Origin of the sequence: Nonomuraea sp. NPDC050783, assembly GCF_040802095.1 — a bacterium.
Classification (GTDB): Bacteria; Actinomycetota; Actinomycetes; order Streptosporangiales; family Streptosporangiaceae; genus Nonomuraea.
This window is the reverse complement of sequence record NZ_JBFAHK010000015.1, coordinates 182,898-200,442: the sequence shown is the minus strand read 5'-3', so window position 1 is coordinate 200,442 and position 17,545 is coordinate 182,898. Positions and strand designations below refer to the sequence as shown.

Sequence of the window (17,545 nt, the reverse complement as noted above, 5' to 3'; positions counted from 1 at the left end):
CGGATGCCGGGCGATGGTGTCCGCATGACGTTGGAGGCGTGGACAGGCAGAGGGCCGCGGTTCCCGTGGCGGCCGGGCGTCCGTGGCGGGTTCGAGTACGCCGGCGGCGAAGAGCTCATCCGCCAGTCGATCGAGGCCATCCTCGACACCGAGCCCGGCGAGCGCGTCATGCTGCCGGGCTTCGGCTGCGGCCTGCGCCGCTACCTGATGGAGCCCAACTCGGTCGCGACCCGGGCCGCCATGCGCCGCGACATCGAAGGCGCCCTGCGCCGCTGGGAGCCGCGCATCGAGACCACGAACGTGTCGGTGACGGCGGGGGAGGAGGCTTCGCTGGTGTGGATCGACATCGCGTACAGACGGCTCGCGGACCGGCGCGAGGACAACCTGGTCTACCCGTTCTACCTGCGGTGAGGGCCGGACGATGACCTTGATCGGGCCGATACTCGACGACCGCACCTACGACCGGCTGCGCGAGGAGCTGATCCGGCGCATCCCCGTCCACACGCCGGAGTGGACGGACGTCAACGAGAGCGACCCCGGCGTCGTGCTGCTGGAGCTGCTGGCGTTCCTCGGCGAGTCGCTGCTGTACCGGTTCAACCAGATCCCGGACGCGACGAAGGTGGCGTTCCTGCGGCTGCTGGACGTGCCGGTCAGGCCGGCCGCGGCGGCGCGCGTCCTGGTGACCGCCGAGACGCGGGCGGCGCGCGGCGTCCAGGTGCTGCCCGGGCGGGAGCTGCGCGCGGGCTCGATCGCCTTCGAGACGCGCGACGAGCTGTACGCCTGGCCCCTGGAGTGCCTCGGCGTGGGCAAGGTCCGGGCGCCGGAGCCCGATCCGTGCGACGCCTACGAGCACGCCCGCCGCGAGGAGGCGGCCCGCAGGCTCGGCGACCGGGCGCAGGTCGCCTTCTACGAGCCCGTGGTCCTGCCCGCCGACCCGCTCGCCCCCGGCGCCGCCTCCCTCGACCTCGACACCACCCTCGACCGGGCGCTGTGGATCGCGCTGCTGACCACGCCCGCCACCGACCTCGCCGAGCTGCGCGGGCGCACGGTCTTCCTCGGCGTCGAGCCGGAGGAGAGCGTCACGGCCCCGTTCACCGCTCCGGGGCAGGCGGGCCGCTACCACTCGGCCGGCCTCGGGCAGCCGGGGCCGGGCGTGCGCTGGCAGCTCTGGCGCGGCGGCCCGGCCGGCCCGTTCCTGCCGCTGGAGGTCGTCAGGGACGGCACCGGCGGCCTCCGTCAGGGCGGCGTGGTCGCCCTGACGCTGCCCAGGGAGCTGCCGCCGCCGCCGGCCGAGCCCGGCACCGCGCGCACCGACCCGCCCCGCCTCGAAGACCCGGAGCAGGCCGCCAGGGTCGCCGCCTGGCTGCGCGTCACCCGGCCGCCCGGCGCCGCCGAAGGGCTGGGACGCGTGCGCTGGACGGGCGTCAACGCCGTCGAGGCCGTGCAGGAACGCACCGCCGCGCAGGCCGAGCTGCTCGGCACCGGCACGGGCGAGGCCGGGCAGACCTACCGGCTCACCCAGCAGAACGTGCGGCCGGGCACCGTGGAGCTGGAGGTCGAGGAGGCGGGCGGCTGGGAGCGCTGGCAGGAGGCAGACGACTTCACCCGCACCCGCGACGGCGACCGCCACTTCGTCGTCGACCGGGCCGACGGCCTGGTGCGGTTCGGCCCGGGTGGGCGGCAGGGCCGCGTCCCGCAGATCGGCGAGCGCGTCCGGGTGCGCTCCTACCGCTACGGCGGCGGGGCGGCGGGCAACGTCCCGGCCGGCGCCGTCACCACGCTGACCGGCGGCGGCCCCCGGGTGGTCAACCCGCTGCCCGCGACGGGCGGCGAGGACGCCGAGCGGCTCGACGCCGCGCTCGACCGCATCCCGGCCGAGGTGCACCGCAGAGACCGCGCCGTCACCGCGGCCGACTTCCGCGACCTGGCCGCCCGCCTGCCCGAGGTCGCCAGGGCCGAGGCGCTGCCGCTGTTCCACCCGGCCACGCCCGCCGTGCCCACGCCCGGGGCCGTCAGCGTCGTCGTCTTCCCCCGGCACGACCCGCGCGACCCGGGCGCGCCGGTGCCCGACCGCGGGCTGCTGCGCCAGGTCGCCCACGAGCTCGACGCGCGCAGGCTGATCACCACCGAGCTGTACGTGCTGCCGCCCGACTACGTGCCCGTCGCGGTCTCGGCCGGCGTCGCCGTGCGCGACGGCCATCCGGTCGACGCCGTGCGGCGCTGGGTGGAGCTCATCCTGCGCCAGTTCCTCGCCCCGGTCCCGCCGTTCGGGCCGGAGGGCGGCGGCTGGCCGCTCGGCCGGGTGATCCGGCGGGCCGAGCTGGAGGCCGTGGCCGTGCAGGTGGAGGGCGTCGACTACCTGGAGGGGGTGCTGCTGGCCGAGCGGGTGGGCGGCGCCTGGGTGCGCCGCGACCTCATCACCCCCGCCGCCTGGCAGGTGCCCAGGCTCGCCGAGGTCACCGTGGTGGCCGGGCCGCCCCTCGAACCCGGGGCCGCGCACCCCGAGCCGCCCCCCTCGGGGCCGGTCGCGTACCTGCCGCTGCCGCGGGAGGTGTGCTGATGGACGGCGACCGCGGCCTGAGCCTGCTGGCCGACCCCGACCAGTGGGCGCGCTGCGCGCACCAGGGCGTGGCTCTGGTGCCCACCGGCGGCGTCCAGCTCACCTGGCACGACGACCCCGCGCCGGTCCCCGGCCTGCGGGGCGAGCCGGGCGGGCTGGCGTTCGACCGGCAGGGGTTCGCCTACCGGTCGCGGACCGGCGGCGGGCGCGTCGAGGTCCACCGGCCGGGCGGCGGCGAGCCGGTCCCGGCGCCGGGCGGGCCGTACGACGAGCCCCGGGCGCTGGCGATCGACGACGCGCGCTCCCTCTACGTCGCCACCCGCCACGCGGTCGCCGTGACCTCGCTGGACGCCGCCGAACGGCTGACCGACCTGCCGGTGAACGCCGTCGATCTCGCCGTCCACGACGACCTCGTGTACGCCCTCACCGCCGGCGGCATCGTGCTCCTGCGGGGCTGCCGCGACCCCCGGCCGGGCCTGGAGCTGGTCCCGCCGCGCTGCCACGGCCCGCTGCGGCCGTACCGGCTGGCGGTCGGCGCGGACGGCCCGCCGCTGGTCCTGTGGGTCTCCCCGCACGACGAGCACGCCGTGCTGGCGACCCCGTCGGGCGAGGTGGCCGTCGCGGCCCCGGGCGCGACCGACCTGACCATGACGCCGGGCGGCACCCTGGTCGTCGCCCGCGAGCCGGGCCGCTCCTTCCTGCGCTTCGAGCGGCACGACGGCGCCTGGCTGGAGCTGGAGCCGGTGAGCGCGGCCGGCTACGACGGCGGCGCGATCGCCAACCATCCGGGCGACCGGGCCCACGGCCGCGGCACGGCGGGCGCGGGCCGGGTGACCGGCTTCACGACGGCCTCGGGCGTGGCCGCCACCGGCGGCGTCGCCGGCCCTTACCGCACGTCGGGGCGGACGGTGACGTACCGCCTCGACAGCGGCGTCTACCGCACCCGCTGGGGCCGCGCGTTCCTCGACGCGTGCCTGCCGCGCGGCACCGCCGTACGGCTGCGCTTCGTCACCGGCGACGACGACGACCCGCCGCCCGACGCGTTGCGCTGGACTCCCGCCGACCGCAACGGCCGGGTGATCCGCCGCCCCGACCTCACCCCGCCCCTGCCGTCCGCCCTCGCCCTCGACACCGCCGTGCCCTCCCCGGCCCCGTTCAGGCGGCCCACCGGCCGCGAGACCCTGGGGGCGCCGGCCGCCCGCGACGACCGGTTCGAGACCTACGAGCTGCCGGTCGGCGCGCCTCCCGGCCGCTACCTGTGGCTCGCCCTCGACCTGACCGGCACCGCGGCGGCGACGCCGAGGATCCGCGCCGTACGGGTGGAGCGTCCCGGCCACGAGCTGCTTCGCAAGCTGCCCCGATCCTGGTCGCGCGACGAGGGCGACGCCGACTTCCTGCACCGGTGGCTGACCCCGCCCGAGGGGCTGCTGCACGAGCTCGACGAGCGCGCCGCCCGCCGCGACGTCCTGCTCGACCCGGAGACCACGCCGCGCGAGACGCTGGAGTGGCTGGCCGGGTTCGCCGGGCTCGCCCTCGACCGCCGCTGGCCGGAGCCGGCCCGGCGTGCCCTGGTCGGCAACGCGTACCGGCTCTTCCGCGGCAGGGGCACACTCGCCTCGCTGCGCGAGCTGCTCGGCATCTACCTCGGCTGGGAGCCGGTGCTCGTGGAGCGGTGGCGCACCCGGGGCGTCCCCGGCGGGCTGCTCGGCCGGTCGCCCGAGGGCGCCACCGGCGCGGACGCGGTCGTCGGCCGCATGCGCGTCGGCGCCCCGCCCGGCCGCGACGCCGCCGCGCACCGGTTCAGCGTCCTCGTGCCCGTCGCTCTCACCCCCGAGCAGGCGGACGTGCTCCGCTCCATCCTCGATCTGCACAAACCCGCGCACACCAGCTACGACATCTGCGAGACCGGCCCCGGCATGCGGGTCGGGCGCCGGCTGCACGCCGGCCTGACCTCCGTCGTCGGCCCGGCCGCCGGCTGGCGGCCGGTCGTACTGGGCCGGGTCCCGCTGGGCGCGGACGCCGTCCTCGGCGTGGCCTCCCCGAAGGCGCTGCGACGGCCCGGCGAGGCGCCGTGATGACCGACGTGACCATCCGCCGGCTCAGCGTGACGACGCACGGCACCCCGCAGGACGGCGTCCTCGTGGGACGCCTGCTGTCCGACCTGGCCGCCGAGCGGCTGGAGCGCGCGTTGCGCGAGATCACGCTGCCGGACGGCATCTGGTGCGTGCGGCGCGTCGACGTACGCGTCCCGCTCGACCTCGACCGCACCGAGCCCGGTCTCGCGGAGGAGTGGGCGGCGGCGCTGGCCCGCTCCCTGCCGCAGGCGCTCGCCGCGGGCGCCGGCGTCGTCCGCTACGCCCACCTCGGCGCCGCGCTGGCCGACCTGGTGCGCGGGGCGGCCACCGGGCAGGTGTCGCGCGGGTGGGCGTGGCGGCAGGCCGGGGCGCTGCGTGCCGGCGACCCCCGGCCGGAGGCGGAGCCGGCGGCGGCCGTGCTCGCGGCCCTGAGCCGGCACCGGGCCGCGGTGCCGGCCGTGCTGACCGCCGCCGTCCTCGACGCCGGGCTGCCCGCCCTGCACCGGTTGCTGGGCGACGCCGGCTGGCAGGCCGTGGCCCGGCTGCTTCCGGTGCCCGCGGGCGGGTTCGCGCCGCCCGGCGAGCCCGGCCCGGCACATCCCGCGGGCCCGGTCTCCCGGCCCGGCGCCGGTGACGGGCAGGCCCCGCCGCCCGATGGGTCCTCGCCGGCCCCGGCGGGTGGTCACGCTCCGCCGCCCGCCCCGGCCGTGCCTCCCGCGGCCCCCGCGGACGAGGCCGGGGTGCGCGCGCTGGCCGAACGCCTGCTCGCCCTGTCCCCGCTGACCGAGCCGATCCGCCGGTCGGGGCTGCGGCCGTCGGCGCCGACCCTGGACGTGTGGGCGCTCCTGGCCGTGCTGGCCGCCGACCCGTCCCTCGCCACCGGCTCCGGGGGTCCGGTGTCCGGGGGCGCGGTGTCCGGGCGCGCGGTGCGGGCGGTCGTCGCGGCGGCGGCCGCCCTGCTCGCCGGGGGCTCGCCGCAGTCCCGCCCGGCTCCCGTCCCCGGACGGACGCCGCCCTCATCCGGTGCCTGCCCGCCGCGCGGGCGGGTGGCCGGGGAACCGCTGGAGCCCGGCCCGCCCGCCGCGGACGACCCGGCCGGCTCCGGCCACCGCACCCGCTGGGCCGGCCTGCTGTTCCTGCTCGCCACGGCACGCGCGGCCGGCCTCCCCGAGGCGGTGCTCGCCGACCCGGTGCTCGCCACCCGTCCGCTGCCGTGGGCGTTGCAGGGCCTCGCGCTCCGGCTGGTCCCGGCCGCCGCCGCCACCGACCCGGCCGTGGCCGCCCTCGCGGGGTGCGACCCGGCCCGTGCCGCCCCCTGGCACCTCGGCCCCGCCGCCACCCCGCCCGAGCGGCAGCGCCTCGACGTCCTGGCCGGCCACTGGGCGACGGTGACCGCCGCCGCCCTCGGCATGGCGTACGGCGAGGGTGAGGTGCACGGCGAGGACGTGGCGTACGGCGAGGGCGTGGCGTACGGCGAGGGCGTGGCGTACGGCGAGGAGGTGGCGTACGGCGAGGGCATGGTGCACGGCGAGGGCGGAGCGCACGGAGAGGCGCGGGCGGTGGTGAATGCGCTCGCCCGGCGCGGCGGCGTGATCCACTACGCGCCGGGCTGGATCGAGGCGCGGCTGGACCTGTCGGAGGTGGACGTCGACGTGCGGCGGGCCGGTCTCGACCTCGATCCCGGCTGGGTGCCCTGGCTGGGCGCGGTGGTGAGGTTCGTCTATGGCTGATCTGCGGGTGAGCCTGGCCCTGTCCGCCCGGGCGGCGGGGCAGGCGCAGCGTGTCGCCGCGCTGCTGTCCGCCTCCTGCTCACCGGGCTCGTCCGGGCACGCCGCCGCGGCCTTCCTGCACCGATGGGCGGCCTCGGTGGTCGCCGCCGCGCCCGACGGCCCGGCCGCGCCCGACGGCCCCGCCGCGTCTGACGGTCCTGCCGCGTCTGACGGTCTGGCTGCGTCCGAGGGCCCCGCCGCGTCTGATGGTCTGGTTGCGTCCGAGGGCCCCGCCGCGTCTGATGGTCCGGCTGCGTCTGACGGCCCGGCCGGGCGCGCGCGGCCGGACCCGTTGACGGTGCTGGCGACGGTCTTCGGGCTCGACCCCGTGGAGGTCGACCTGTTGCTGCTCGCCGGGCTGCCCGAGGAGCACGAAGGGCTGGCCGACACGTTCAGGACGATGAACCCGTGCTCGGAACCCGTCCCCACCGTGGGCCTGGCCGCGCTGCTGACCGGCGACCGGGCGGGGCTGCGGCGGCTGCTCGCCGAGGGACCGGCCGTGCGGCACGGGCTGCTGCGGCTCACCGACGGCCCCACCTTCCACGAGCGCGGCCTGGCCGTCGCCGACCGGCTGTGGGACGCGCTGGCCGGGCACGACGCCTGGCCGCGGCAACTGCGCAGGATCGACGCCGGCGCCGTGCCGCCCGGGCTCGACGGCTGGCTCGCCCTGCCCCAGGTGCGGCACGCCGTCCGCGCGCTGCGCCGTCCCGAGGCCCGGACGCTGCTCGTGTCCGCCGACGACGAGACGATCGCGCTCAGCCGGTGCGCCGCCCTCGCGAGCGGCGCCGGCCGCCGCCTCGTCGGGGCCAGGGCCGCCGCCGACGACCAGGCCGCTCTCGCCATGCTCGTGGCGCACGCCGCCGCGCGCGGCGCGGTCCCCCTGCTGGTCGCCGAGGCCGTGCAGGGCGAGACCGTCCGGCTGGAGCTGTCCGGCGTCCCCGGGCCGGTGCTCGTCTGGGGGCCGCCGGGGGCGCTGCGGCCGGTGGGGCCGCGTCCCCTGCTCGGCGTCCCGTCGGGACCGGTGCCCGCAGCGGACCGGCGCGCGGCGTGGCGCGCGGCCCTGCCCGGCCCGCCCGGCCAGGACGCCGTGCTGGCCGCCCGCCACCCCCTCGATCCCGCGCTGACCGCCGCCGTGGCCGCCGACGTGCACAGCCTGTCCCGACTGTCGGGCGTGGCCGCCGGCCCGCGGGAGGCCACCGAGACCATCCGGTGCAGGGCGGGCGCCGAGCTGCCCGCCGGTGTCCGGCTGCTCAGCCCGGCCGCCGGCTGGGAGCGGCTGGTGCTGCCCGCGGAGCCGGCCGCGCAACTGCGCGACGCGGTCGCCCGGCTCGAGCACGCCGCGCTGGTGCTCGACGAGTGGGGGCTGCGCGAGCGGGCCCGGGCGGCACACGGCGTCCGGCTCCTGCTCACCGGCCCGCCGGGCACCGGCAAGTCGCTGGCCGCCGAGGTGATCGCCACAGCCGCGGGCACCGACCTGATGGTCGTGGACGTGTCCCAGGTGGTGTCGAAGTGGCTGGGCGAGACGGAGAAGAACCTCGCGGCGATCTTCGAGGCGGCCGAGCGCGTCCAGGCGGTGCTGCTGCTCGACGAGGCGGACGCGCTGTTCGCCGCCCGTACCGCGATCTCCGGCGCGCACGACCGCTGGGCCAACCTGGAGACCGCCTACCTGCTGCAGCGCATGGACCGCTTCGACGGCATGGCCGTGCTCACCAGCAACCTGCGCGCCAACATCGACCCGGCGTTCCTGCGGCGGATGGACTTCGTGGTGGAGTTCCCGCTGCCCGACGAGGCCCGCCGCCGCGAGCTGTGGCGCCTGCACCTGCCCGAACGGCTCATCGCCGGCGGCGGCCTCGACCTGCTGGCGACCGTCTACCCGGTGCCCGGCGCGTGGATCCGCAACGCGGCCGTCGCGGCGGCCTTCCTCGCCGCCCAGGACGGCACCGCCGTCAGCCCCGCCCACCTGGCCAAGGCGCTGGCCCGCGAGTACGCCAAGGCCGGCCGGCCCTTCCCCGGAGTCCCCGCCGGAATCGCCGGCCACCGAGAGGAGCAGCCATGACGACGCCGACCACCCCGGCTCTGGCCGAGCCGCCCGCCGACCCGTTCCTCGCGCTGCGGGTCAGCTACGGCATGTTGCTCGGGGTGAGCGACTTCGCCGTCCTGACCGGGTACCCGCGCGGCAAGCACATGCTGCACGCCGCCTGGCTGCACGGCAGCGGCACCGTGCGCGGGTTCGCGGTCAGCGGGCGCGACCCCCACACGGTGCTGGTGGGGCGCGGCCTCGCCCTCGACGGGTGGGGCAGGGAGCTGCACCACCCGGACGAGACCTGCCTCGACGTGCGCGAACTCGCCCGGCGGCTGACGTTCCCCGGCGGCGGGCGGCGCGCGGCGAGCGCCTGGCTGGCGGCGGCGTACCTGCCGTGCCCGTCGCACCCGGTGCCGGCGCTCGCGGACCCGTGCGACGTCAGCCGGCAGAACCGCGAGTTCTCCAGGACCACGGAGGGCGTGAGCTTCCTCCTGCTGGACGAGCCGCCGCGGCCGGCGGCCGGTTATCCGCGGCTCGCCGAGCTGTTCCGCGCGGGCGAGGTGACGCCGGAGTCGTTCGCCCGGGCCGCCGCCCAGGACAGCGTCGAGCTGGGCGCGGGCCGCGGGTCGTTCCCCGGCGACGGGCCCGCGCCCGTCGTGCTCGCGCGGCTGGAGCTGCGCCTGGGGGAGGGCGGCGGGGTCGAGGCCGTCACGGGGATCGATCAGGCCGCCCGGCAGGTACTGCTGCCGACCGCGCTGATCCAGTCCCTGCTGACGACCCGGCCCGGCACGCCACCCGCCATCCCGTTCGGCACTCGGCCCGGTACCCCGCCCGGCGCCCTCCACGGGAACCCGCCCGGTGAATCGCACGGCGAGCCGGGCAAGGGTGGGCCGGGCAAGGGCGGGCCGGGCGACGGCAGGTCAGGCGACGGTGCGCCGGGTGACGGCGGGTCGGACGGCGGTGGGCCGGGCGGTGGTTCGGGTGACGGTGGGTCGGACGATGGCGGGCCGGGTAATGGCGGGCCGGGTGGTGGTGGGCCGCGTGTCGATCCCGGGTCCCTGCGCTGGCGGGAGTCGGGGCCGGCCGTCGTCTTCACCGTGACCAGGCCGCTGCTGGCGCGTTCCGTCGGCCGGCGCACGCTCGCCGCCGCCTGCCTGGACGAGGACGGCTGGCGCGACCTGGAGATCGCCGGCACCGGCTACGACCCCGTCCGGCAGGCGATCACCGTGCTGCTCGACCCGCCGCCGCCCGGCTCGCCCGTACGGCTGGTCGTGCGCGGCCGGGGCATCGTCTGCGTCCTCGGCGAGGACGGAGCACCGCTCGCGGGGCTCACCACAGGACCGCCCGGCGGCGTGCCGGAGGGCGACGACGCGGTGCTGACCACCGTCGCGCCCCGCTACGAACAGGAGGACACCCGATGACCGACCCCGGCTCGCGGCCGGAACGGGGCAGCCTCGCCAGGCTGCACCCGATCGACGGCATGCTGCTGCGCTCCACGCACCTCGACCGCATCCAGGGGTACGCGGCCTCCCTGTCCACGGCGCTGGGCCGGGCGGGCGGGCACGGGGTGGTGAGCGGGTACCGGGTGCGCCTCGACCCCGGCAGAGCCGCGATCACGGTCGATCCGGGGCTGGCGGTGAACGGCGACGGACGTCCCCTGCTGCTGGAGACGACCGCGACGGTGGACCTGTCGGGGCTGAGCCCGGGCCCCGGCGACCTGCGCCTCGTCGTGGCCACCTACGCCGAGGTGCCGTTCGGCCAGGAGGAGGTCTACGGCGAGCTGTGCGGCGACCCGTCCGCCGCACCGGCACCCCAGCACGCCTACGTGTCGGAGTCGGCGCGCGTCGAGGTGCGCCCGGTGTCGGTGGGCTCCGTCGACACCGCCGACCTGACCCGCCGCTCGCAGGTGGCCGACGCCTGGTTCGAGCGGGAACGCCAGGAGGCCCACCCCTGGATCGGCGCCGACGCCACGCCCCTGACCGCCCGCGACTGGGCCGACCCGCCCGCCGAGCCGCGCCCGGCCGAGGTCGCGCTGGCGTTGCTGCTGTGGACGTCCAAGGGCTGGGTGCTGGACACCTGGACGGTGCGCCGCGAGCGCGTGGACCCGCCCGCGCGGCGCGGCTGGGAGAGCCGGCTCGGCCTGCGCCCGTGGAGCGTGTTCCTGGCGCAGCTCCTGCAGTTCGAGGACATGCTGGCGGACGCCCTGGATCACGCGGCGCCGCGTGACGCCACCGACGAGTACGTCCTCGGCCGGCTCAGGACGGCGCGGAGCCGGCTGAGGAGGGGCCGCTCCGCGAGCCTGCGGGACGTGAACGAGGCGATGGACGCCCTGCAGGCCGTGCAGGCGACCCAACTGCGCGACCTCGGCATCGCCGAGCTGCCACCGGCCGGGTTCCTGCCCGTCGTGCCGTGCCGGGGGTCCGTCGAGCAGCAGGTGACGCGCTTGTTCGGCGATTCGGCGACGCTGCGCTTCCGCCGCTGCCCGGCCGACGCGGTGCCGGAGGCCGTGGAGGAGGCCCGGCACCGGGACCGGATCGCCTTGTCGGGCGCCGGGGCGGTCGTCGAGATCCTCGTCCCGCACGCCGGCGAGTCGGAGCCGAGCTGGGTCGGTTTCCGCCGGTGGGCCGAGTGCACGTCCGGCGAGCCGTCCTGCTCGCACTCCGACGTCGTGGACGTCTACCTGTGCACGGTGGACGACGTGTCCGAGTTCGTGTCGACCTTCCTCGCCGCGCCGGAGCTGCCGCCGACGCCGTCGGCCACCCTGCGCGAGGTCACCTATCCGCCCGGCGGCTGGGCGCTGCCCGAGGGCCAGGAGGAGATCGAGAGCTGGCGCAGCCCGGCCGGCGGGATGACCGCCGTCGCGCTGACGCCGAGCGCCGGGCGGCTGCCGCTCGTCGCGGGCCGCGCCGTGATGCTGCTCCATCCGTTCGGCGGCGCTTCCGCGGCGACCGTGCCCGAGTACCGCACCCGCGTGTGGAACGAGCTGGACCACGATGTGATCGTGCTGGTCAAGCCGACGGGGCTCAGCTGATCGGGGCTCGACTGACCGGGGGCTCGGCTGACCGGGGCTTGACCGCCGGGGCTCAACTGGCGGGGCTCAACTGGCGGGGCTCAACCGGCGACGGGCATCGCGCGCTCGTCGCCCAAGCCCCGGACGGGCCGCCGCAGCAGCGCGGCGAGCTCGCTGGACGGCCACGCGCCCAGCTCGCGGCTGAGTGTGCGGGCATAGCGCTCGAAACTGTGGCGGGCCTCGTTCCAGTTGCCCTCGCTGAGGTGCGCCTCCATCAGCACCCGCTGGGCGCTCTCCCGCAGCGGATCGGCGAGCACCGCCACCATCGCCACGTCGACCGCGTCGCCGTGGCGCCCCGCCCTGGTCAGGCCACGGCACTGGGCCTCCAGGGCGTGCAGCAGCCGCTGCCTGATGCGCTCGCGCTCCATCAGCGCCCAGTCGTCGTACCAGCCGGGCAGCAGGTCGAGGTCGCTGACGTCGCGCAGCGGCATGCTCAGGTCGTCGGCGTGGGCCCGGCCGCCGATCACCCGCCCAGCCCATGCCGTCACCAGGTCGAGATCGACCAGGACGTCCGGGTGCAGCGCCAGCGAGTGCTGGTCGACGGCCAGCAGGTTGACCCCGGCCTTGCCGAGCCGCCACAGCGCCGAACGCAGGTTGCCGGCCGCCCGGCTGTCGTCGCCGACGGGCCACAGGGCACCGGCGGCATGGCGGCGCTCCACGGGCCCGTGACGCAGCGCGACGAACACGAGGAGCCGCTTGCTGCCTTCGGGGACGTCGATCCTGCGCGTGCCGAGGGACACGTAAGGGCCGCTGAACAAATGGAGGATCGGCTGCTCCACCCTGGTGTGCCGACGGACCAGACTTTGCACGATGTCCGGGAACATCACAGCCACCCTTCCCGTGGAGCACACGCCGATCCCGGCGACGGTAACGGGAAGACCGTCACCAGGTCGTCACACTACGTCATTCCGTTTCGGCTCGGCCACTGTCCGTAAAGGCAGTCAGAAAGGCGTGGACGGTGTCCAGGGCTTCCTCCACCCCTGAAACGGTGACCACTCGCTCGGCCGACGTCTGGCTGATGTCGTGCGTGAGGCGAATGGTGATGATGACGCCGTTCGTATGAGCTTCCGCCCGTATCAAACAGATGCCGGTCCGGTTCGGTTTGGAGTGCATGCGTGCCAGGCTGCCACCCAGGTGTCACCGGACCGTCGGCGCTCGCGGCCGCCGCCGCGCCCGGTCCCCGGCCCGTACGGCACGCGCCGCGGCTGGAGCGCGCCGGGCCGGGCGGGCACAATGGTGATCCCTGCCGTCGGCGCGCGCGAGGGAGTTCCGTGGAGTTTCGCCTGCTCGGTCCCGTCGAGGCGGTCTCGGCCGACCGCCCCGTCCCGCTGGGCGGGCCGAAGCCCCGTGCGCTCCTCGTCGTCCTGCTCTTGCAGGCCGGGCGAGTGGTCTCCACCGACCGCCTGGTGGACGTGCTGTGGGGGGAGGAGCCGCCGAGGAGCGCGCACGCGCTGGTCCAGACCTACGTGTACGGCCTGCGCCGCGCCCTCGCCGCCGCCGGCGATCCGGTGATCGAGACCCGCCCGCCCGGCTACGCGGCCAGGATCGAGCCCGGCCGGCTCGACGTCGAGTCCTTCCACCGCCTGGTCACGGACGGCCGGCGGCAGGCCGGGCAGGGCCGGTGGGAGGACGCGGCGAAGGGGTTCCGCGCGGCGCTGGACCTGTGGCGCGGCAGCGCCCTCGGCGGCGTGGCCCACCTGCTGCCCGGCGAGGCGGAGCGGCTGGAGGAGGCGAGGCTCGCGGCCGTCGAGGAGTGGATCGAGGCCGAGCTGGCGCTGGGCAGGGAGGGCGAGCGCGTGGGCGACCTCGCCGAGCTGGTCCGCGCCCACCCCGCCAGAGAACGATTACGCGGCCAGCTCATGCGCGCCCTGTACCGGCTGGGCCGGCAGGCCGACGCGCTGGCGGTGTTCCACGAGGGGCGGCAGGCGCTGGCCGAGGAGCTGGGCGTGGACCCGGCCCCGGAGCTGCGCGAGCTGTACGAGGCGATGCTCCGCGCCGACCCGTCCCTGTCCCGGCCCGCACCCGCTGCCTCTTCCCCCGCTCCTGCCGCCGGCCCAGCCCCCGCCGCCGGCCCAGCCCCCGCCACCGGCCCAGCCCCCGCCGCCGGCCCAGCCCCCGCCGCCGGCCCAGCCCCCGCCACCGACTCCGCCCTCGCCACCGGCCCCGCGCCGGCGCCGCCGCAGTCGGTGCCCGCGCAGCTCCCGCGCGGCATCGCCGACTTCACCGGCCGCGACAAGCAGCTCGTGGCGCTGGCGGGCACGCTCACCGACGACCGCGACACGATGCCGGTCTGCGTCATCTCCGGCAAGGGCGGCGTCGGCAAGTCCACGCTCGCCGTCAAGCTGGCGTACGCGGTCGCTCACGCCTTCCCCGACGGGCAGCTCTACGCGGCGCTGCGCGGCGTGAGCGACTCGCCCGCCTCGCCGCTGGAGGTGCTCACCCGGTTCCTGCGCGGGCTCGGCGTCCCGCCCGCGGCCGTGCCGGAGAGCCTGGCCGAGTGCGCCGACCTCTACCGCAGCCTGCTCAGCGGCCGGCGGATCCTCGTGGTGCTGGACGACGCGGCCGACGAGGGGCAGGTCCGGCCGCTGCTGCCGGGCAGCCCGTCGTGCGCGGTGCTGGTCACCGCCAGGCGCAGGCTCGTCGGGCTGGACGGCGTGCACCTCACCGACCTCGACATCTTCGACACGCCCACCGCGCTCGACCTGCTCACCCGCATCGCCGGCGCGGACCGGGTCGGCGGCGAGCCGGAAGCGGCCGAACGCATCGTGGCGCTGTGCGGCCGGCTGCCGCTGGCCCTGCGCACGGCCGGCGCGCGGCTGGCGGCCCGCCCGCACTGGCCGCTCGCCCGGCTCGCCGACCGCCTGGCCGACGAGCGCCGCCGCCTCGACGAGCTGACCGCCGGCGACCTGGAGGTACGTACCAGCGTCGCGCTCAGCTACCGCGGGCTGGACGAGGTCGCCAAGCGGGCCTTCCGCCTGCTGGGCATGCTCGGCACTCCAGACGTGACGGCCTGGATGGTCGCCGCGCTCCTCGACGCCCCCGACGCCGACGGCGAGGAGGCGGTCGAGCGGCTGGTCGACGCCCAGCTCCTCGACCACGTCGCGGAGGCCGACGCCGCCCGGAGCCGCTACCGGGTACACGACCTGCTGCGGGTGTTCGCGGCCGAGCGCGCCGAGGCCGAGGAGCCGCCCGGGGAGCGGGCCGCGGCGGTCGTCCGCGTCCTGCGCGGCTGGTTGTGGCTCATCGAGAACGCCACCGCCGCCCGCCCGCCGGGCACGCTCGCGTTGCGCCTCGACCGGCCCCAGGTCAGGCCCGTCGGGGCACAGCCGCCGGCCGACCTCCACACGTGGTTCGGCACGGAGGGGCCGGCGATCGTCACCGCGGTGGAGCGGGCCGCCGCGATGGGGCTGCACGAGGTGGTCTGTGACCTCGCGGCGGCGCTGTCCGCCTCGGCGTTCTCGGTGGACGCCAGGTTCGAGGAGTGGCGGCGTACCCATGAGGCGGCGCTGCGGGCCGCGCGGCGGGCCGGCGACGCGCACGCCGAGGCGATCGTGCTGCTCGGGCTCGGCCAGCTCCGCTCCCGCCAGGACCGCTACACCGAAGGGCAGGAGCTCTTCACCCAGGCGCTGCCGCTGCTCGCGGCCTCCGGCGACACCTACGGCCAGGCGGTCGCGCTGGCCGGCATCGGCACCGCCTGCCGGGAGCGGGGCGAGCTGCCCGAGGCGCTGACGCACCTGCAAGAGGCGAGCCGGATCTTCAGGTCGCTCGGCTACGACTCCGGCATCGCGCACGTCGGCCGCCTGACCGGCGCCGTCCTGCTCGAACGGGGGGAGTTCGAGCAGGCCAAGGCCGCGCTCGACGACGCGCTGGCCGTCTTCCGCCGCATGGGCAGCAAGCGCGGCGAAGGGCTGGTGCTGCGCTCCCTCGGGCTGGTGCACCGGGCGCTCGGCGAGGCGGAGCGGGCGCGGGAGCTGAGCGCGCAGGCCCTCGACCGGCTGCGCGAGGCGGGCGACCCGCTGATGGCGGCGTACGCGGTGCAAGCCCTTGCCAAGGCGGGCATCCGGTGCGGCGACCCCGGCTCCTTCCTGGACGAACTGCGCGCCGCCATGACGGTGTGCGAGCGGCACGGCGACCGGTTCGGCGTGGCGCTGATCGAGCGCACGTTCGGCGAGCACCACCTCGCCGCCGGGTGCGCCGCCGCGGCCCGCGAGCACCTCGACAGGTCGGTCGCGCTCTGGAACCGGCTCGGGCTGCCGCTGTTCAGGGCCCGCACGCTGCGCGACCTGGCCGCCGTCCACGAGCTGGAGGGCGACCACGCCGGCGCGGCCCGCCTGCGCGGGGAGGCGCTCGCCGTCTTCGCCCGCTTCGGCACGAGGGAGTACGCCGAGCTGGGCGGTCCGCCTGGTGAGCATTTGGAGTGAAATTGGAGCGCCACTGCCGATCATGCGAGAACCACCGTTCTTCCATGGTCAGGAGGCCCCCATGCCGGACATCATCCTCATGGCGGACGCGCGCGTCAGCGCGGTGCCCGTCGAGGAGAGCGGCGAACCCCTGGTGGACCTGCGCGAGGTCCCCAGCGTCAGGCTGGACCCGCGGTTGGCCGACGACGAGGGCGCGTACGCGCACGTGCGCAGCGGGCACGTCGAACGGCTCCGCCACGCCCAGAGCCTGCTCCCCGACGGGCTGCGACTGCTCGTCGTGGAGGCGTTCCGCCCGCTCGCGCTCCAGGAGCACTATTACCACGCGCACGCCGACCGGCTGCGGGCCGCGCACCCCGACTGGCCGGAGGAGCGGGTGCACGTCCAGACCAGCCGCTCGCTGTCGCCGCCCCCGATCGGCCCGCACGTGTGCGGCGCCGCGATCGACCTCACACTGTGCACCGAGGACGGGCAGGAGCTGGACATGGGCACGCCCGTCAACGCCGACCCCGAGGAGACCGACGACGCCTGCTACACGGACTCCGCCGACGTCTCCGCCGAGGCCCGCGGCAACCGTCGGCTCCTCGGCGACGCGCTGACCGCCGCCGGGTTCGTCAACTATCCGACCGAGTGGTGGCACTGGTCGTACGGCGACCGCTACTGGGCCCTGATGACAGGCGCCCCCGCCGCGCTGCACGGCCTGGTCGACTGGTCCTCCCGCTGACGTCCTTCCCATCCCCCGGGCCCCGGACGGCGCACGCCGTCCGGGGCCTTCCGTCTTCTCGAACGCCTATAGAAGGCCCTGGAGCGCATTTCTAGAGCAGTTGAAGCGCGGCGGCGAATTCTCTTCCCCAGAGACCGACATACCTGGAGAAAGGGACTCGCCATGAACGACAGGATCTCCCCGGCACCGGCGCCCCGCAGCCTTGCCCGCCTCGGCGCGGCAGCCGCCGCCACGGTGCTCCTGGCCACGGCGCTGGCCGCCGCGACCAGCGCGCCCGCCGCCGCCGCGACCCGCGCGGACATCGTCGCGGTCGCGCAGAGCCAGCTCGGCAACGCCAGCCGCAACCAGGAGCAGCCGGCGGGCAGCGGCTGCAACTACTACACCGGGTACTTCCGGTCCTGGAAGCCCGCGGGCGGCTGCCCCGCCACCGACGGCGTGCAGTGGCGCAACAGCGACTGGTGCGCCGACTTCGCCAAGTACGTGTGGAAGAACGCCGGGGTGAGCGACGCCGACGTCCCCGAGACCAGCGGCGGCGTCCTCACCGGCTGGGCCAGCTCCTTCAAGGACTACGGCACCAAGCACGGCACCTGGCAGGCCCGCTCCAGCGGCTACAAGCCGCAGCCCGGCGACGCGGTCGTCTTCGACTGGACGCAGAACGGCGAGATCGACCACGTCGGCATCGTGAAGTCCGCGACCGACACCACCGTCTACACCATCGAGGGCAACAGCGGTAACCGCATCAAGGAGAACAGCTACTCGCGCTCGGACGCCGACATCGTCGGCTACTCCGCGCCGGTCGGCGTCGGCTCCGGGACGCCCGGCACCTCGGGCGACGAGGGGAGCGGCGACAGCGACGTGCGCGCCGACTTCAACGGCGACGGGCTGACCGACGTGGCCGCGTTCTCG

General features: G+C 76.8%; 12 protein-coding genes. 10 read left to right on the top strand and 2 right to left on the bottom strand.

Going from position 1 to position 17,545, the window contains the following annotated elements; all coding sequences use genetic code 11:
- Window positions 1–24 precede the first annotated feature (24 nt).
- The 7 genes from AB0H75_RS33700 to AB0H75_RS33670 are packed head-to-tail and all read left to right on the top strand — an operon-like array spanning window position 25 to window position 11,458.
- Window positions 25–411: a GPW/gp25 family protein gene (locus AB0H75_RS33700; protein WP_367803489.1), complete on the top strand. Its 387-nt coding sequence runs from the start codon at window positions 25–27 to the stop codon at window positions 409–411.
- Between the two features lie 10 nt (window positions 412–421).
- A complete protein-coding gene (locus tag AB0H75_RS33695; protein ID WP_367803487.1) occupies window positions 422–2,560 on the top strand; it encodes a putative baseplate assembly protein in 2,139 nt (712 codons plus the stop codon).
- Window positions 2,560–4,635 carry a phage tail protein gene (locus AB0H75_RS33690; protein ID WP_367803485.1) on the top strand — a complete coding sequence of 692 codons (2,076 nt, stop codon included), beginning with the start codon at window positions 2,560–2,562 and terminating at the stop codon, window positions 4,633–4,635. Before AB0H75_RS33695 ends, AB0H75_RS33690 begins: the two co-directional genes overlap by 1 nt.
- Window positions 4,635–6,365, top strand: coding sequence for a hypothetical protein (locus AB0H75_RS33685; RefSeq protein WP_367803483.1), 1,731 nt, complete (start codon window positions 4,635–4,637; stop codon window positions 6,363–6,365). The genes AB0H75_RS33690 and AB0H75_RS33685 overlap by 1 nt, the downstream gene beginning before the upstream one ends.
- Complete coding sequence (locus AB0H75_RS33680; protein ID WP_367803481.1) at window positions 6,358–8,460, top strand: AAA family ATPase; 2,103 nt, start codon at window positions 6,358–6,360, stop codon at window positions 8,458–8,460. Before AB0H75_RS33685 ends, AB0H75_RS33680 begins: the two co-directional genes overlap by 8 nt.
- Entirely contained in the window at window positions 8,457–9,848 is a 1,392-nt protein-coding gene (locus AB0H75_RS33675; RefSeq protein WP_367803479.1) for a hypothetical protein, read from the top strand. The genes AB0H75_RS33680 and AB0H75_RS33675 overlap by 4 nt, the downstream gene beginning before the upstream one ends.
- Window positions 9,845–11,458: a hypothetical protein gene (locus tag AB0H75_RS33670; protein WP_367803477.1), complete on the top strand. Its 1,614-nt coding sequence runs from the start codon at window positions 9,845–9,847 to the stop codon at window positions 11,456–11,458. Before AB0H75_RS33675 ends, AB0H75_RS33670 begins: the two co-directional genes overlap by 4 nt.
- An 80-nt stretch (window positions 11,459–11,538) precedes the next feature.
- Here AB0H75_RS33670 and AB0H75_RS33665 read toward each other — a convergent pair whose 3' ends face one another.
- Window positions 11,539–12,321: a BTAD domain-containing putative transcriptional regulator gene (locus AB0H75_RS33665; protein ID WP_367803475.1), complete on the bottom strand. Its 783-nt coding sequence runs from the start codon at window positions 12,319–12,321 to the stop codon at window positions 11,539–11,541.
- Window positions 12,322–12,400: 79 nt separating this feature from the next.
- Window positions 12,401–12,610 carry a hypothetical protein gene (locus tag AB0H75_RS33660; protein WP_367803473.1) on the bottom strand — a complete coding sequence of 70 codons (210 nt, stop codon included), beginning with the start codon at window positions 12,608–12,610 and terminating at the stop codon, window positions 12,401–12,403.
- Between the two features lie 158 nt (window positions 12,611–12,768).
- Between AB0H75_RS33660 and AB0H75_RS33655 the strand changes: the two genes are divergently transcribed.
- The 3 genes from AB0H75_RS33655 to AB0H75_RS33645 all read left to right on the top strand — a co-directional run.
- Window positions 12,769–15,918 (top strand): BTAD domain-containing putative transcriptional regulator, encoded by a 3,150-nt coding sequence (locus AB0H75_RS33655; protein WP_367803471.1) that lies wholly within the window; start codon window positions 12,769–12,771, stop codon window positions 15,916–15,918.
- A gap of 61 nt (window positions 15,919–15,979) precedes the next feature.
- A complete protein-coding gene (locus AB0H75_RS33650; RefSeq protein WP_367803469.1) occupies window positions 15,980–16,639 on the top strand; it encodes a M15 family metallopeptidase in 660 nt (219 codons plus the stop codon).
- Between the two features lie 162 nt (window positions 16,640–16,801).
- A partial coding sequence (locus AB0H75_RS33645) for a CHAP domain-containing protein (protein WP_367803467.1) occupies window positions 16,802–17,545 on the top strand: 744 nt, incomplete at its 3' end.

Coding starts and splice junctions, on each gene's coding strand:
- AB0H75_RS33700 (WP_367803489.1), top strand. CDS start 25: ATGACGTTGGAGGCGTGGACAGGCAGAGGGCCGCGGTTCCCGTGGCGG.
- AB0H75_RS33695 (WP_367803487.1), top strand. CDS start 422: ATGACCTTGATCGGGCCGATACTCGACGACCGCACCTACGACCGGCTG.
- AB0H75_RS33690 (WP_367803485.1), top strand. CDS start 2,560: ATGGACGGCGACCGCGGCCTGAGCCTGCTGGCCGACCCCGACCAGTGG.
- AB0H75_RS33685 (WP_367803483.1), top strand. CDS start 4,635: ATGACCGACGTGACCATCCGCCGGCTCAGCGTGACGACGCACGGCACC.
- AB0H75_RS33680 (WP_367803481.1), top strand. CDS start 6,358: ATGGCTGATCTGCGGGTGAGCCTGGCCCTGTCCGCCCGGGCGGCGGGG.
- AB0H75_RS33675 (WP_367803479.1), top strand. CDS start 8,457: ATGACGACGCCGACCACCCCGGCTCTGGCCGAGCCGCCCGCCGACCCG.
- AB0H75_RS33670 (WP_367803477.1), top strand. CDS start 9,845: ATGACCGACCCCGGCTCGCGGCCGGAACGGGGCAGCCTCGCCAGGCTG.
- AB0H75_RS33665 (WP_367803475.1), bottom strand. CDS start 12,321: ATGTTCCCGGACATCGTGCAAAGTCTGGTCCGTCGGCACACCAGGGTG.
- AB0H75_RS33660 (WP_367803473.1), bottom strand. CDS start 12,610: ATGCACTCCAAACCGAACCGGACCGGCATCTGTTTGATACGGGCGGAA.
- AB0H75_RS33650 (WP_367803469.1), top strand. CDS start 15,980: ATGCCGGACATCATCCTCATGGCGGACGCGCGCGTCAGCGCGGTGCCC.